14 protein-coding genes are annotated in these 14,826 nt (G+C 69.7%); 11 read left to right on the top strand and 3 right to left on the bottom strand.

Annotated elements, in window-relative coordinates; translation table 11 throughout:
- Positions 1–343 precede the first annotated feature (343 nt).
- Positions 344–766: a DUF4267 domain-containing protein gene (locus ACWC2B_RS20820; protein WP_450718613.1), complete on the bottom strand. Its 423-nt coding sequence runs from the start codon at positions 764–766 to the stop codon at positions 344–346.
- A gap of 20 nt (positions 767–786) precedes the next feature.
- On the bottom strand, positions 787–1,233 hold the full coding sequence (locus tag ACWC2B_RS20815) for an anthrone oxygenase family protein (protein ID WP_450718611.1): 447 nt from the start codon (positions 1,231–1,233) through the stop codon (positions 787–789).
- Between the two features lie 90 nt (positions 1,234–1,323).
- Between ACWC2B_RS20815 and ACWC2B_RS20810 the strand changes: the two genes are divergently transcribed.
- The gene (locus tag ACWC2B_RS20810; protein ID WP_450718609.1) at positions 1,324–1,902 is read left to right on the top strand and encodes a TetR/AcrR family transcriptional regulator; all 579 of its coding nucleotides are present in this window, start codon (positions 1,324–1,326) and stop codon (positions 1,900–1,902) included.
- Between the two features lie 145 nt (positions 1,903–2,047).
- Here ACWC2B_RS20810 and ACWC2B_RS20805 read toward each other — a convergent pair whose 3' ends face one another.
- On the bottom strand, positions 2,048–3,799 hold the full coding sequence (locus ACWC2B_RS20805) for an XRE family transcriptional regulator (RefSeq protein ID WP_450718607.1): 1,752 nt from the start codon (positions 3,797–3,799) through the stop codon (positions 2,048–2,050).
- Between the two features lie 348 nt (positions 3,800–4,147).
- Between ACWC2B_RS20805 and ACWC2B_RS20800 the strand changes: the two genes are divergently transcribed.
- The 10 genes from ACWC2B_RS20800 (at position 4,148) to ACWC2B_RS20755 (ending at position 14,652) form a co-directional block, all read left to right on the top strand.
- On the top strand, positions 4,148–4,978 hold the full coding sequence (locus ACWC2B_RS20800; RefSeq protein ID WP_450718605.1) for an alpha/beta fold hydrolase: 831 nt from the start codon (positions 4,148–4,150) through the stop codon (positions 4,976–4,978).
- Between the two features lie 35 nt (positions 4,979–5,013).
- Positions 5,014–5,238, top strand: a complete 225-nt coding sequence (locus ACWC2B_RS20795; protein ID WP_450718603.1) for a hypothetical protein — start codon at positions 5,014–5,016, stop codon at positions 5,236–5,238.
- A gap of 185 nt (positions 5,239–5,423) precedes the next feature.
- A complete protein-coding gene (locus tag ACWC2B_RS20790; protein ID WP_450718601.1) occupies positions 5,424–5,909 on the top strand; it encodes a nitroreductase family deazaflavin-dependent oxidoreductase in 486 nt (161 codons plus the stop codon).
- Between the two features lie 871 nt (positions 5,910–6,780).
- Positions 6,781–7,083, top strand: a complete 303-nt coding sequence (locus ACWC2B_RS20785; RefSeq protein ID WP_450718599.1) for a hypothetical protein — start codon at positions 6,781–6,783, stop codon at positions 7,081–7,083.
- A gap of 752 nt (positions 7,084–7,835) precedes the next feature.
- The gene (locus tag ACWC2B_RS20780; protein WP_450718597.1) at positions 7,836–8,552 is read left to right on the top strand and encodes a hypothetical protein; all 717 of its coding nucleotides are present in this window, start codon (positions 7,836–7,838) and stop codon (positions 8,550–8,552) included.
- A gap of 156 nt (positions 8,553–8,708) precedes the next feature.
- Positions 8,709–10,907: an MMPL family transporter gene (locus ACWC2B_RS20775; RefSeq protein ID WP_450718595.1), complete on the top strand. Its 2,199-nt coding sequence runs from the start codon at positions 8,709–8,711 to the stop codon at positions 10,905–10,907.
- 5 nt (positions 10,908–10,912) lie between these two features.
- Positions 10,913–12,100, top strand: a complete 1,188-nt coding sequence (locus tag ACWC2B_RS20770; protein WP_450718593.1) for a sensor histidine kinase — start codon at positions 10,913–10,915, stop codon at positions 12,098–12,100.
- 4 nt (positions 12,101–12,104) lie between these two features.
- Positions 12,105–12,755 (top strand): response regulator, encoded by a 651-nt coding sequence (locus ACWC2B_RS20765; RefSeq protein WP_450718591.1) that lies wholly within the window; start codon positions 12,105–12,107, stop codon positions 12,753–12,755.
- Between the two features lie 263 nt (positions 12,756–13,018).
- Positions 13,019–13,867 carry a class I SAM-dependent methyltransferase gene (locus ACWC2B_RS20760; protein WP_450718589.1) on the top strand — a complete coding sequence of 283 codons (849 nt, stop codon included), beginning with the start codon at positions 13,019–13,021 and terminating at the stop codon, positions 13,865–13,867.
- Positions 13,868–14,445: 578 nt separating this feature from the next.
- Positions 14,446–14,652: a hypothetical protein gene (locus tag ACWC2B_RS20755; protein ID WP_450718587.1), complete on the top strand. Its 207-nt coding sequence runs from the start codon at positions 14,446–14,448 to the stop codon at positions 14,650–14,652.
- Positions 14,653–14,826 lie beyond the last annotated feature (174 nt).

Here is a 14,826-nt window from a genome sequence, read left to right as displayed (position 1 = left end):
GTGCCGTCAAGAGGGTGTCTAAATCGGTCGTCACAACCCGATGTTGGACACCCTCCCCACGTCTGAGAACCCAGCAATCGGAACTACTCGTCTAGCCCTCCCCCATCCCTGTTCGGCCTGCCCGTGCGCCGCAGCCCGTTCAACGGGCGTACGGGCGGGCCTCGTTGGTGCCCAGCACGCGGACGCTCACCACGCCGCCTGGTCCTGCGCGGAAGGAGACGGGCCCGGTGCGCCCCCGCCCGGGGTCGGCGGACCAGCGAACAGAGTGTCCGTCCGCCCACCGAGGACGCATGCCGGGAGACGTCGATCGCGGTGGGCCCCGGAGAACAGGCGGCGGACCGTATCACCGCCGCGTGGCGGGCGCTGCCGGAGCGGCCGCTGCCTTGCGGGTCTCTCGCATTATCAGCAGGCCGCTGACCACCATCAGTGTCGCGGTCAGGCCGTGGACGCCGAGCGCGGTGGCCACGGAGCCGTGGTGGGCCAGCACGGTGGTCATGTCGCCGTACGCGGCGAGGGCCTCCACGACCAGCACCCAGCCCAGCGCCCGGCGTTGGCCCGTCATCAGCAGGATGCCCAGGACCAGGGCCATGACGACGTCGCGGATTCCCTTGATGATCAGGAAGCCTCCGCCGTCGCCCGATGGCCAGCTGGGCAGGCCGAAGCTCGGCGCGGTCGTCTCCGGGCTCAGGATGAACTCCGTCCCGAACCAGAGGATGAAGAGGATGAAAGCGGCGACCAGGACCGTGTTGGTCTTCTTCAGCGACATTGTTGTTCTCCTTGGGAGCATCAGGCGAGGGCGGTGACCAGCAGGGTGAAGGCGGCGATGAGGACGGCGACGCGGACGTAGTGGTAGCGGAGCCAGCGGTTCAGCTGCTGCTCCCAGTCGGCGGGCCGGTTCTCGGCGGTCCACGTCTTGTTCCGGTTGTTGATCGGGACGAGCAGCAGGATCGACATGATCACGCTGATGATCAGCAGCGCGCCGGCGATGACGACGAGGCCCGCGCCGTCGTGGTGCCATCCGGCGACGGCCCAGATCGCGACGAGTACGAGCGAGCCGATGTACCAGACCGGCATCACGGCGCCGAGCATCCGACCCCCGTGGGCGTGGCCGAGTTGGCGGCTGTCTCCCGGGAGGGCGTTGAGGATCGGGTTCATGACGAAGGCGACGGAGAACTCGACCCCCACCATCACGCCGACGACCACGGTGGTGACGACCTCTAGTGCGTTGAGCATGATGACCCTCTTGGTATCTAGTGCCGCTAGATGATGAGGCAACGCTAGTCCTGCTGCCGCTCACTTGTCTAGCGGTGATAGGGTCGAGTCATGTCGGTACAGGAACGCAAGGAGCGCGAACGGGCGAGCCGGGAACGCCTCATCGTGGCGACGGCCCGCGAACTCGCCGAGCGGCAGGGCTGGGACGCGGTCACCACCCGCCGGCTCGCCGAGCGCATCGAATACAGCCAGCCCGTCCTCTACAGCCACTTCCGCGGCAAACGGGAGATCATCGGCGCCGTCGCCCTGGAGGGTGCCGCCGAGCTGGCCGCGGCGGTGCGCGCCGCGACCGCCACAGCAGACGGCCCGCGCGAGCGGGTGTACGCCCTCGCGCACGCCTACCTCGACTTCGCCGCACGCAACCCAGCGGTCTACGACGCCATCTTCCAGCTCGACGGCGGCCTCCCGTACGCGCAGGAGGACACCCCGGCGCCTCTCAAGGACGCCTTCGCCGCGCTATTGGAGAGCCTCGGTGAGGTCGCCGGGGACGGCATCGAGCCGGGGCTGTTCACCGAGACGTTCTGGGCGGCCCTGCACGGTCTGGCCACCCTGACCCGGGCCGGACGGCTGCCGCCGGAGTACACCGAGCAGAGGGTGGAACTGCTGGTGGACCGGCTCTCCATGCTCTGACCCATTGTCCAGCGGGCACGCAGCCGGGGTTCTCGGACCCGGCTGCCTGCGGCATCACGGTCCGTCCAAGCCGTCACGACCCGGCGGCCGGGCGGCACCGATGACCGCGGTGGCCCCACCTTTGCGACCTGGGGTCAGCGGACCATCAGCGCAGACTGGCCCAGCGGCGTGACTTCTCGGCCTTGCGCTCGCGGAAGGCATGGCCGAGGTGGTGCTGGAGCCTGATGTGCCGGAATTGATAGACCGCGCCAGTCTGGCGCAGCACTCCGCGGCGGTAGGCGTCGTCGAGGAAAGTGACCGGGTTCCAGGGCAGCTTGCCGGTCAAGGGCAGCCAGATGCGTGACAGGGTCAGCCACTGGCCCCAGGCCGTGCAGGAGAGCGCGTAGGCGAGTACGCCGCCGAGGCCGCCGACCCCTCCGATGAAGATCCCGTCCGTCAGGCGCCAGTTCATCGGTCCGAGGAATTGCCGGAGCACGTCGACGATCACGCGTCCCCCGAGCGCGATCGCCACCGTGAGCATCGGCACGAGGACGAGGACCTGCCGAAGTACGGTCGCGCGGTTCGAGGTGAGGAGCCCGGCGGGGGTGGCCGCCGAGGAGACGTCCAGGGGTGCTTCGAGGGCGGCGAGGAGCCCGAAGACGAGTCCGGCCCCCGATCCGAAGATCAGTCCGAAGGCCAGCATGTTGATGAGCGTGCCTTCGATCACTTCGCCGTCTGTGAGGGGCAGTCCGTGGTACAGCGCGCGGTCGAGGGAGAGGGCGCAGGCGCACCCCACTCCCATGACGAAGCCGCCGACCAGGACGGCTCCGAAGCGCGTGGCGAAGGTCCGCAGGGGCCTGCGGCCGATGCCGCCGCGGGGGCCGGGCAGTCTCGGGCGCACGCGGGCCGGTTCGAAGGTCCCGCCGCCGAAGGCGACCATGGCCGCGTAGACGGAGCCGAAGGCGAGGCCGGCGGCCGGTCCCATGAGGGCCCCCAGCGCGAGGACCTCGCCGGGTTCGGCCGGGGCGAGGAGGAGCCCGATGAGCCATTCAGCGAGCGTCACGCACCATGCGGAGGCCAGGACGATGTTGGCGACCCGTGTCGCGCGCGGCAGGGAATCACCGAGCTGCCACCACGCGAGGTCCTGCTGGTCGCGGTCGAGGCGGGCCAGGTGGTGGGCGAGGTAGCCGAGCCAGCGCTCGGCAGGCTCGGGGTCCCAGTTCCGCTCCCGGCGGCCGCCGGCTACGGCCCGCTCGGGAACACGGCGCCGGTAGACCGTCGGTACGAAGCCCGCCAGGAGGTGCTCCTCCAAGTCGTGTTCGGCGGGGAACCGGGCAAGGTCGAGCAGTTCCGCGGGATTCCGGTCGGGCGTTTCGCTGTACATGATGCGTGCGAGGACGACCATCAGCGGGGTACTCAGCACATGGGCGAGATGCTCGGCCGCCCGTGTCTGCGGGGTCCGCAGTCCCTCCAGCACCGCGTCCCACACGTTGTCGGAGGTGATCGGACGTGCGGTGCGGGGAAGGTGGGAAGCGAGGTCGTCGTGGGTGAGGTCGGCGAGTTCTATGCCGGCCGCCCAGACCAAGGGAGCGCGTGCCGACTCGACCGCCTCGGCGAACTCGGGGCGCCTGCTGGTCAGGACGAGCGGCCGTGAGGTGGCGTCGAGCGCGTCGCGCCGCAGACCTTCCGCGATCTCGTCGAACCCGTCGAGGACCGGCAGGACGAGATCGGCGTCGACCAACGCGGCGGCCAGTGTCGCTCCGTTGGAGGCTCTGCGGGTCAGATGGGGGTGGTCGCGCAACAGCCGGTCGATCAGCCAGTCCCGCAGCGCGGTGACCGTCGGGTCCCAGGATCCGATGCTGAAGATCACCGGCACCCGCGCGGGGGCGACGGGGGCTTCCAGGAAATCGGCCGTCACTAGCGCGGCTGTTGGCGTCGCCTGCCGCCGAGGCTCTGCAGACGAGCTCCACTCGTCGGCTCTGGGGGCCTCGTGGTCGGCTCCGGCGCTGTAGAGGGTGCCTGGGACCTTCGGCTTCCAGGTGCACGTCGTGTCGATGGGGCGGATGGCGGCCTTCCTCGCCCAGGTCGGCGCGGGCGGTGCTGGGCCCTCCCACGGTCGCTTCCCCGTACGGCGGGTGCAGAGCCGGTGGCGCCGGGAGGGCGACGGCACCGACTCGGGCATGACCTCGGAGGTAATGGCCCGGCGTGTGGCGCCGGGCGAGGATGGCGCCACGCCCCACAACCGCCTCACGGAGGGATCCCCGCCATGCCGTACTTCGAGTCCACGACTGATCACACCCGCCTCCACTTCGTCGACTACGGGCCGGCGAGCGGCCCCGTCATCGTCTTCGTCAACAGCTCCTACTTCAGCACCGAGATGTGGGAGTACCAGATGCTGCCGCTGGCGGCCGAGGGGTTCCGGTGCGTGGGGCTCGACCGCAGGGGACACGGCAGGTCCGAGGACGTCTGGGGCGGCTTCGACCTCGATACGCTGGCTGGGGATCTGGGCGCCCTGCTCGACCACTTGGACCTGCTCGACGTCACGCTGGTCGGGCACTCTTTCGGCACCGCCGAGGTCGTCCGCCACCTGACCCTCAGCGGTGGTGAGCGGGTGGCCCGGGTTGTTCTCGTCAGCGGAGTGGCGCCGGGCCCGGCCCGGTCTTCAGATCACCCCGAGGGACTGGAGCCAGAGCTCATCCGCACGTTCAACGAGACCTTCCGGCAGGATCGTGCGAAGTTCTTCGCCGACGGGGCGGACGCCTTCTTCGCCCGCCATCTTCCGTGCCCCACCGTTTCGGACGCGTATGTGGCGCACATGGTGGACCTCTGCCGCGGAGCGACAGCACGGGCAGGGACGGCCCTCAACGACCTTCTGCCCTCGCTGAACCTCGTACCGGAGCTGGCGAAGATCGGCTGCCCGGTCCTCGTCGTGCACGGGTCCGCCGACGCTTCCGCACCGCTCGACCTCACGGGCCGCCGTGCAGCCGCGCTGATTCCGGACGCGACACTCCACGTGTACGAGAACGCGGGCCACGGGCTGTTCGCGACCCACGCGGACCGCCTCAACGAAGACCTGCGCACCTTCGCCCGTACCTGAGCGCCTCCAGGTCTTCGTAGCGCCTTCAAGTCTGCGTGCGGTGTGCGCCCGGGCCGGGCGCCACGAGCCTGCACAACCTGCTGCTGCACGAGGCCACGCAGAACCGGATCCGGCTGGAGATCGTCTCCCTCGACCTGCTCGCCCGGCTGGCGATGCCCGGCCCGACCGGCAAGCCCCAACTGTGCTGTGGAACCCGGCGCCCATCCGACGCGTCACCCGGGCCATCGGCCTGGGCCCAGGACGAAATCCACCACCCTTGAAACCGGAGAGGGCCCCGTCTGCAAGCCACCGGTCCCCCTCCCGGAACACCGGCCAGAAATCGGCCCCCATTACCTGCTGGGCAAGCCGGGGAAGACCCGTGCCCGGCAGTATGGCAAGGATGAATCAGCGCGGTGCTTGTGGTGAACTGCGCGACACAACCCGTACACGACGATGGGGTGAAGCGATGCCTCTTGAGGGCGAGTACGCGCCGAGTCCGGCGCAATGGGTGCGCGAACAGGTCGAGTTGTATGAGAGTTCGGGCGGCACGCAAGGAGCGACGCTCTGGGACACGGGCCTGCCCGTTGTCATTCTCACGACGCGCGGCGCGAAAAGCGGCAAGATCCGCAAGATCCCGCTGATGCGTGTGGAGCACGAAGGGCGGTACGCGGCCGTGGCTTCGAAGGGCGGCTTCCCTCGTCACCCGGTGTGGTACTTCAACGTCAAGTCCAACCCGCACGTGGAGCTCCAGGACGGGTCTGTACGCCAGGACATGACGGCCCGTGAGATCACCGGGGACGAGAAGGCCGAGTGGTGGGAGCGCGCGGTCGCCGCGTATCCGCCGTACGCCGAATACCAGGAGAAGACCGACCGCGTGATCCCCGTCTTCGTGCTGGAGCCCGCGTCCGCGACAGGGCCGGCGGACGCCCCACCCTCGTCAACGAGAACCTGATCAGCGCGGCCCGCACCATGCCGCGCGACTGACTGGGACCGCTCAGGAGCCGGCTCCTGAGTCACACAGTGACCGCGGCTGTGCTGTTCTTGCTCGCGGTACGGTCGCCCGAACTCGCCTTCCCCGCCTGAGCCCAGCAGCACGATGCCCCACTGATGAGCGGGCTCCCGCTGCTGCGCGCCACGGCCGTCGAGAGCGCTTCGGGCCCGGCCCGCACAACGCCCCTGAGACAGCCGGTGCCGACCGTTCGCGCCACTTCGCAGGTGTAACCCCACTGTTCGCCGATCGCCGAAGGCCTGTGCTGAGCGCGGGCCTTCGGCGATCGGCGAGCGGAAATCTCAGTCCATGGGATCGATGTGCGTCGCCGCCCTGCACGGTCCGGCACCGTCCAGCACGAGACGATCCGGCGCCGTATGACCGGGCGCCCGGGGGCGGTTCAGCGGGGTGCGACCGGTCCGCCCCACGCCGTCGCCGTCGCCGTGGACGTCGCCGTGGCGGTGGATTGGCCCCAGGACGGGGGCTGCCCCACCCAGGGGTAGGCGGGCGAGCGGCCGGGACTGAGCGCCGGAGCCATCGGCACGCTGTAGACCGGACGTGTCGGCCGACTCCGCGAACTGTCGCCGCGGCTCCTGGCCGGGGCGCTCGGGCTGCCGTCCCGTGAGGCCGAGCGGCCATCGTGACCACGCCGTGTCGGGGCTCCGGCCGCTCCCCCGGATCTGTCCGCGCCGGCGGAGCCGCCACCAGCGCCCCGCCGGGTACTCGTCGAATGGGATGTGCCGCCCGATGCCTTGACGGTCCGTCTCACGCGGCCCGAGCCCGACTCCGGCAGGTCCGCCGTGGTCCGGCGGCCCGGGGCCCCGAAGGCTCCCTGGTGCTGCGAGCCGCTCGCGAGGTGCGCGGCCGGTTCCCGGGCGGACAGGTCTTCGTCGGCCGACGCCCCGCCCACTCGCTCCCCTACTCCCGCCCCTTCACGCTTGTCTTCCTGCTTGCCTTGACGCGTCTCCTCGCCTCGGGCGTGCTCGTCAGCTCGGACATGCCCGCTCTTCGCATCCTGCGCTTTCTCAGCGGGGTCCCCGCCGCGGAGAACCCGGAAGGTGCCCACGTCCGGCTGCGGGACTCGCCCGGCACACGGCGCGTGCTCGACGTACTCGAACGTGTCGAAAACCAGGCGTAGGTGCGGCCGCTGCCCGTAGGCGACGGACCGGGCGCCGCCCTGGTGGCCGCACGGTCCCAACTGCCCGCGCTGCCAAGCCGCTTCCGGCACCGGATCGCCACCCTGGAGCGGCCGAACGCCCAACGGACGCCAGCCGGCTGGGTGGGGGTCGAGCGCGACAGGCGCGGTGGCGGACAGGACGACGAGCGCGGCGCAGGCCGCGAACGTCCACCTCCCCCTGCGGCGGATCCCCTTGCGGAACATGGGACTCCTCGTGGGAACACGGGGCGCTGTGCGCGGCGCGGGGCAGCACAGTAACGACCACATAAGGTAATCGGATGCCCGCATTTCATCACACACGGTAGCGATTTGAGGGGCTCACATGCCGGGAAGTCGGAAACAGGCCCGCAGCAGCACCCACTTGGCGACGTTGGGTTGCTCCCTTGACTGGTGACTGGCAGAAGGGGCCGGATCGGAACTGGCCTGCGCGGTGAAAACCCCACGGTGCCGCCCCGCTTGCGGGCGGGGTTCGCGGCGATCGGCGATGTCCAGTTCCCGCCCGGCCACTCGGCGCCGCTCGCGGACGATTCGCCGGCGCAGTAGCTCTCCGACCTGCCGAGGGGGAAGGGGCTGTCCTTCTGGTCGGCACGGACGCGCTCAGCTAGGCCATACGGAGTACTTCTGTACACTCGCGCACCCCTCTGGACCTCGCGTCAGTAGCTTGGTGCGTACATGCCCTGATGGGCGCGTCGTCGGTTCGGGAGGAGCGTGCCATGCGCAGGTTTTCCGTTGTCGCGGCAGCAGTTGCAGGAATCATCGGCCTCACCCTGGGAAGTACGGCTGCGGCGGAGCAGCCAGGGACACGGCCGGTCGAGCGCTATCTGAACCTCCACCAGTGCGTCTACGTCGGCAGCGGCGGCCACTACACGAACGTGCTGCCGAATACGGCGAACACCGCCTTCAACACGGGCACGAACGTCTCCAACACGCCGGACTCCATGCTCTCCTGCGGTCCGGGGGGCGGCGGGTGGAGGCCGGCGCTCGCCAACTCCGCGGTGAAGGCCTTCGATCTCGCCGCCGGTCGGTATCTGAACGTGCATCAGTGCGTGTACTTCTCTCCCGGGCAGCACTACACAGCCGTACTCCCGAACACCCCGAACGTCAACTTCAACACCGGCACCAACGTCTCCAACACCGCCGATACGCAGCTGAACTGCGGTCCCGGTGGGGGCGGCTGGCGGCTGCTCCTGGCCAACTCCGCCGTCGAGTCGTTCGACCTGACCGACAACCGATACCTCAACCTGCACCAGTGCGTGTGGACCTCCAGCGGGCAGTACTACATGGGCCTCCTGCCCAACAGTCCCAATGCCAACTTCAATACCGGTACAAACGCGTCGCGCACGCCCGACACCGCGCTGAACTGCCGCCCTGGCGGCGGCGGTTGGGCCCTCGACCGCGTCAACTCCGCATATCGCCCCCTGGGCGGTTGAGCCCGGGACTGACGAGATCCCCGGATGCCGCCGGTGATGGCGAGGTAGCGGGCGCCGGCAACGGCGGCTCCACCCCTGCGTCCACCGACCGGTGGACCCAAGGTTCAACCGGCCGGGCGTGTCGAGCTCTGCCCCCGGCCGACCAAGCTCTCGGGTATGAGTCAACTCCCTGTACAGATAGCCCGATGGAGCGCCCGGCACGCTTGGCGCGCGACCGTCGGCTGGTTCGTGTTTGTCATTCTCTGCCTCGGCATCGGCGTCGCGGTCGGGTCCCACGAAGCCACTACCGAGGATTACCGGGTCGGTGAGGCGGGGCGGGCCGAGGCGATCGCGACCGCGGGCGGCCTGCAGCAGAAGCCGACCGAGCAGATCATCATCCACGCCAGGTCCGGACCACTGGACGCGGCCGCCGCCGCTTCGGCGGCGCAGGATCTCACCGAGCAGATGCGGAAGCTGCCCGAGGTGGACAGCGTGGCGGCTCCGGTCCGCGCCAAGGACGGCCAGGTCGTCAGGGTCGCGGTGGTCCTGAAGGGCCCCGAGCTGGACGGCAAGAAGAACGTCGTCCCCCTCCTCGCGCAGACGGCGAAGGTCCGCGACCGCCACCCGGACCTCGTCGTGGAGGAAACCGGCTCCCCCTCCATCAGCAAGGGCGTCAACGACCAGCGCGGGAAAGACCTCGCACTCTCCGAGCGCATCACCCTGCCGGTCACACTCATCACGCTACTGATCGTCTTCGGATCGGTGGTCATGGCCGGTGTGCCGCTGCTGCTCGCGCTCTCCTCGATCGCCGCCGCCCTGGGGCTGTCCATGATCGCGTCCCATGTCCTGCCCGACCCCGGTGTCGGGACCAACATGATCCTGCTCATCGGCCTGGCGGTGGGCGTCGACTACACGCTCTTCTACCTCAAGCGCGAACGCGAGGAACGGTCCCGCGCCGGGGGGCGGCTCAGCTCCCAGGCCCTGGTGGAGCTGGCGGCAGCGACCGCGGGCCGGGCCATCGTGGTCTCCGGTCTCGCCGTGATCGTCTCCACCGCGACCCTGTATCTGGCCACGGACGTCATCTTCTCCTCGCTGGCGACGGGCACGATCCTGGTCGTGGCGGTCGCCATGGCCAGCTCCCTGACCGTACTTCCCGCACTCCTGGTGAAGATCGGCTCCCGGAGCGAGCTCCGCGCGGCCCGTCGCGCGGCCCGCGGCAAGCCGGTCCGTACGAAGCGGGCCGAGGCCGAGACGGGCCGGGGCTTCGTTGCCCTGCTGCGGCCCGCACAGAAGCATCCCGCCCTCACCCTGTGCGTGTCAGTACTGGTCATGCTCGCCCTGGCGGCACCCGCGCTCGGCTTGAAGCTCGTCGACCCCGGCAAGGACACCTTCTCCCGCGGCATCCCGGCCATGCAGGTCTACGACCGGCTGAACACGGCCTTCCCGGAGCTCCTGGTCAAGCATGTGGTGGTCGCCCGCTGCACTCCGGACCGAGCAGCTGAGGTGCGGCATGCGCTGGCGGACCTCGGCCGACGGGCCCAGGCCGATCCGCTGTTCGCCAGGGACGCCGAGCCGACGGTGCGTACATCGCCCGACGGCCGGGTCAGCGTGCTGGAGCTGGCCGTCCCGTTCCCGGCCCCCTCCCCCGAGGCGATCGCGTCACTCGACCACATCCGTAAGGACTATCTGCCGGCCACGGTCGGCAGGTTGTCCGGTGTGGAGACGGGGGTGAGCGGTGACGTGGCCCGAGGCCGCGACTACGTGGATCACGAGAACGGCAAACTGCCGCTGGTCATCGGGTTCCTGCTGCTGGCCACCTTCGTCATGACCGTGTGGGCATTCCGCTCGGTCGTCATCGGTCTGATCGGGGTGGCACTCAATCTGCTCTCCGCCGGGGCCTCGCTCGGTCTGCTGGTGGCGTTCTTCCAGGGGACATGGGCCGAGGACCTACTGGCCTTCCACTCCCTCGGCGCGATCGCGTCCCGGGTACCTCTGTTCCTCTTCGTGATCCTCTTCGGCCTGTCGATGGACTATCAGGTGTTCGTGGTCAGCCGGATACAGGAGGCCATGCGGAACGGGATGCCGGCGCGCGAGGCGGTGGTGGACGGCATCAGCCGGTCGGCGAAGGTGGTGACCAGCGCTGCGATCGTGATGGTGACGGTGTTCGGTGCCTTCGTCGCCCTGCACCTCACCGAGATGAAGCAGATGGGCTTCTGCCTGGCGGTGGCCGTGCTGCTGGACGCCGTGGTCATCCGGCTCATGGTCCTGCCGTCGCTCCTGCTGCTCCTCGGCGAGCGGGCGTGGTGGCCCGCCCGGCCGGCACCACGGGCGCATGCCTCCGTCCCTGCTGCCGGACTGCCGCAGAACGTAGGCTGACGAGCATGATTCAACGGCCGCAGCCGGGCGACCGGTTCCGCATACGGATCCTTCGCCGGTGGTACGCAGTTTCGTGGGTGCTCCTGGGCCTGTGTCCCCCGGTCATCTCCATGCTGAACCACCGCGGGACGACGATGTACTGGTCGTTGACGCTGCTGGCCGTGCTCGCCCTCTGCTACGCGACCGTGGTGGCCTTCCCTCGCAATCCGGTGCTGCGTCCCCACGCTTTCCTGGGCGTACTCGTCCTTGGTCTGGGCGCGCTTTCCCTCCTGCGTGGCGACGGCGCGGCATTGTTCATCGTGTCGCTCCCCCACTTCTGGCTCTTCGCCAGGAGCCCGCGGCACGCGATCGCCTTCAGCGGCGCCGCCGCGGCGGCGACCGTTGTCGGCATCGTCCGGCATCAGAGCCGGCACGTGGAGGACTTCTCCACCGGCAACATCGTCTTCACCCTGATCGGCTACACGGCGGGCGTGCTGCTCGGACTGGGGATTGTCCGCGTCATCGAGCAGAGCGACGAGCGCGCCCGCCGCCTGGCCTCCGAGTTGGAGAGCGCCCAACTGCGCCTGGCCGAGGCGCACAAGCTCCAAGGCGCCACGGAGGAGCGTGAGCGACTTGCGCGGGAGATCCACGACACGCTCGCCCAGGGCTTCGCATCCATCATCGTGCTGGCGGAGGCGGCCCGCTCCAGCCTCGACACGGACCCCGGCAGGAGCGCCCGGCAACTGCTCTCGATCGAGAACACCGCACGCGAGAATTTCACCGAGGCGCGGGTACTCGTCGGCTCTGCCCCGCAGAGCGGTCTTACGCCCGGCTCGTTCGCCAAGACCCTGCGACGGACCCTGGACCGGTTCACCGAGGACACGGGGATCGCCGTCACCGCGGACCTGCCGGACGTCGACTGCGACCAACCCACCCGGATCGCGCTCCTGCGCTGCACCCAGGAGACCCTGGCCAACATCCGCAAGCACGCGGCCGCCTCCGCGGTGGAGATCGTCCTCACTCCGTCCCCGTACGGCGTCGAACTGGAAATAACCGACGACGGCAGGGGCTTCGTGGTCGAGGACTCCCACGGCTTCGGGCTCAACGGCATGCGCAACCGCCTCGCCGAACTCGGCGGCGAACTCACCGTCACCAGCTCACTCGGCGACGGCACCCGCGTCCTCGCCGTGATTCCCACGAACAGTCAGGTGTGACGACATGACAGCTCGAACAGAACCGGCCGGGCTCCGCATCATCGTGGTCGACGACCACACGGTCATGCGCGCCGGAGTCGTCGCCCTGCTGGCCTCGGAACCCACCATCGACATCGTCGGCGAGGGCGGCGACGGCCGAGCGGCCCTCGAACTCGTCGAGCTCCTGAAGCCGGATGTGGCACTGATCGACCTACGCATGCCGGTCCTCGACGGGGCGACTGCCACCGCCGAGATCGTCGCCCGCCACCCCGGGACCCGGGTACTGATCCTGACCACGTACGACACCGACGCGGAGATCGAGCGCGCGGTCGAGGCCGGCGCGATCGGCTACTTGCTCAAGGACACCACGCGTGACCAGCTCGTCGACGCCATCCGGTCCGCGTCCCGCGGTGAGACCGTCCTGGCCCCGAGGGTCGCGGAGCGGCTGGTTGCCCGCATGCGGCAGCCCGCTCCGGTGGCTCTGACCGCGCGGGAGGTGGACGTACTGCGCGCGGTCGCCGACGGGTTGTCCAACGTGGAGATCGGGCGGCGGCTGGTCATCGCAGAAGCCACGGTGAAGACCCATCTGCTGCGGGTCTTCGCCAAACTCGACGTCAGAGACCGCACCCACGCGGTGGTCGTAGCTCTTGAGAACGGGCTCCTGGACAGACGTTAGCCCCGGGCTTTCGTCCGAACTGCACTACCTGGAACGACGGTTCGCCGCAGGATGCACGAGCGTCACCAAGCTGCACGGGCGAACTGCTCGCCGAGCACGTCGCCAGCCGGACTCACCCTGGAAGGGACCTCCAGTAGCGTCGAGGGCGGTGTGAACCGCATGAAGAAGATCAAGAGGCGGCTCTACGGCCGGGCCGGATTCGAACTACTCCGCAAGATGCTCCCGCATCGGGACCCTCGGGATCGGTCGCCTAGGCTGGCGTGGTGACTGATGAGCAGGAGCGGGTGCAGCCGTCGGGAGTGTGGGCCACGGCGGTGGGGGTGGCCAGGGTGCGGGCGCTGGAGACCGAGCGGGAGAACGCGCTGTTCCGCGACCCATTGGCACAGGCCTTCGCCACCGCCGGCGGCTTGTGGCCCTCCTCGCCGCCGCCCGATGACGAGGCCGCGCGACGCCGCCGACAGGCCGTGTCGTTCTCCATCGTCATCAGGACGAAGTTCCTGGACGACCTGTTGCAGCAGGCCTCCGCGTCCGGGGTCCGGCAGGTTGTGCTGCTCGGCGCCGGCATGGACAGCCGGGCTTTCCGGATGGACTGGCCCGAGGGCACCCGGCTGTTCGAGGTCGACACCGCTGCCCCACTGGACTTCAAGGCCTCGGTGCTGCGCCAGGAGCGGGCCGTCGCGCGCTGCGAGCGGATCACCGTCGCGGTGGATCTGCGTGAGGACTGGCCGGCCGCGCTGGCCGCCGCGGGGCACGACCCGGCCGCGCCGACCGCGTGGATCGCCGAAGGACTTCTGATCTATCTGCCCGAGGATGCGGTGGAGTTGCTGCTGGCTCGGATCAGCGCGCAGTCGGCGGCAGGCAGTCGGATGGGGCTGACCTTGGGCTCGCGGGGCGTGATCGAGCGCTTCGGCGCGGACGCCGTGCCGGGATCGGCGGCGTCCATGTGGGTGTCGGAAATGCCGGACGACCCGGTGGACTGGCTCGCCGGGCACGGCTGGGAGGCCGACAGCCACACCCTGCGCGAGCGCGCTGCCGCCTACGGCCGCCCGATCAGCACCCCGCCGCAACGTGAGGAGCGGCCCGGCGGACTGATCTCGGCGGTCCGCCGGTAGAGCGCCTCTCGGAAGCGAGGGCGGCCCCAGTCGCAGACCAGCGTGCGGTCCATCTCATCGCCTACGGCGGCCAGCTGGGTACTTCACGCAGTGCGTTCGCCAGTAGGTGCCGAAAGACTGGGCCAACTGCACACAGCCGCCGCGGCCCAGTCGCGTCACTCAGGCAGCCGTGACGATCGACATCCGGCAGTACCAATAGCCCCGTTCGCCGAACCATCGCCCCCCATGCCACCTGTGCCCCCGTGCTGTCGGCGCCAAGCCTCCTCTCGGGGCCACAAGTCGGCCAACAGGCGTACGCGAACCGTCTGGTTGACCGGGGGTACGGTGCGCCCGGCAGCGCCCAGGACGGCGTGGGGACACGAGGCGCCCGGCACGGCCTGAAACGGCGGCCCGAAGCGCCCGCAGGCGCCACTCGAACTCGTCGGCCAAGTACCGGTAGACGCCAGGCCGTTCACAGCCGCCCCAGGGACTCGTCCCCCATCCGTGTACATGTGGTTACTGACGGCATGGATACCAAGCGGCCGGGAAGAGTGTCCCGTATCGACCGATAGGAGAGTTCTGTGCGAGTACGTACCACAATGGCCGCTTTCGCTCTGGCCGCTGTTGCCGTCCTGGCCACCGCGGCAACAGCGGCCGCCGACGGCGACGACGAACCTCACGGCACCATCACCCAGACCGCCACCAGCGATGACGGCCCCGACAGGGTGGGCCCCTTCCGGGGCGACAACGGGGGCCACGGGAACTGGAACAGCTCGCCCGCCTTCGCTCCCATGGCTTCGGACTGAGCAGGGCGTAACTCTTCTACGGGGCCGGACATCTGCCGCTCATGGCAGGGTCCGGCCCCATCAGTGAGCGTTCGTTGTCGTCGGCCTGACTGGCCTCGCGGGAGAGTTGGGAGAGTGCGGTCTCAGGTGTCACAGGCTGCTGGACGGCCGCCCAGGGTTCCTCCAGCCGTCCGG

The sequence above is a fragment of the Streptomyces sp. NPDC001415 genome, assembly GCF_053597395.1.
Note: the sequence above shows the minus strand (reverse complement) of the source record. Positions and strands in the feature narration are given on the sequence as shown.

Bases quoted from the DNA above. Each gene is read 5' to 3' on its own strand.
- ACWC2B_RS20820 (WP_450718613.1), bottom strand. From the start codon at position 766: ATGTCGCTGAAGAAGACCAACACGGTCCTGGTCGCCGCTTTCATCCTC.
- ACWC2B_RS20815 (WP_450718611.1), bottom strand. From the start codon at position 1,233: ATGCTCAACGCACTAGAGGTCGTCACCACCGTGGTCGTCGGCGTGATG.
- ACWC2B_RS20810 (WP_450718609.1), top strand. From the start codon at position 1,324: ATGTCGGTACAGGAACGCAAGGAGCGCGAACGGGCGAGCCGGGAACGC.
- ACWC2B_RS20800 (WP_450718605.1), top strand. From the start codon at position 4,148: ATGCCGTACTTCGAGTCCACGACTGATCACACCCGCCTCCACTTCGTC.
- ACWC2B_RS20790 (WP_450718601.1), top strand. From the start codon at position 5,424: ATGCCTCTTGAGGGCGAGTACGCGCCGAGTCCGGCGCAATGGGTGCGC.
- ACWC2B_RS20780 (WP_450718597.1), top strand. From the start codon at position 7,836: ATGCGCAGGTTTTCCGTTGTCGCGGCAGCAGTTGCAGGAATCATCGGC.
- ACWC2B_RS20775 (WP_450718595.1), top strand. From the start codon at position 8,709: ATGAGTCAACTCCCTGTACAGATAGCCCGATGGAGCGCCCGGCACGCT.
- ACWC2B_RS20770 (WP_450718593.1), top strand. From the start codon at position 10,913: ATGATTCAACGGCCGCAGCCGGGCGACCGGTTCCGCATACGGATCCTT.
- ACWC2B_RS20765 (WP_450718591.1), top strand. From the start codon at position 12,105: ATGACAGCTCGAACAGAACCGGCCGGGCTCCGCATCATCGTGGTCGAC.
- ACWC2B_RS20755 (WP_450718587.1), top strand. From the start codon at position 14,446: ATGGCCGCTTTCGCTCTGGCCGCTGTTGCCGTCCTGGCCACCGCGGCA.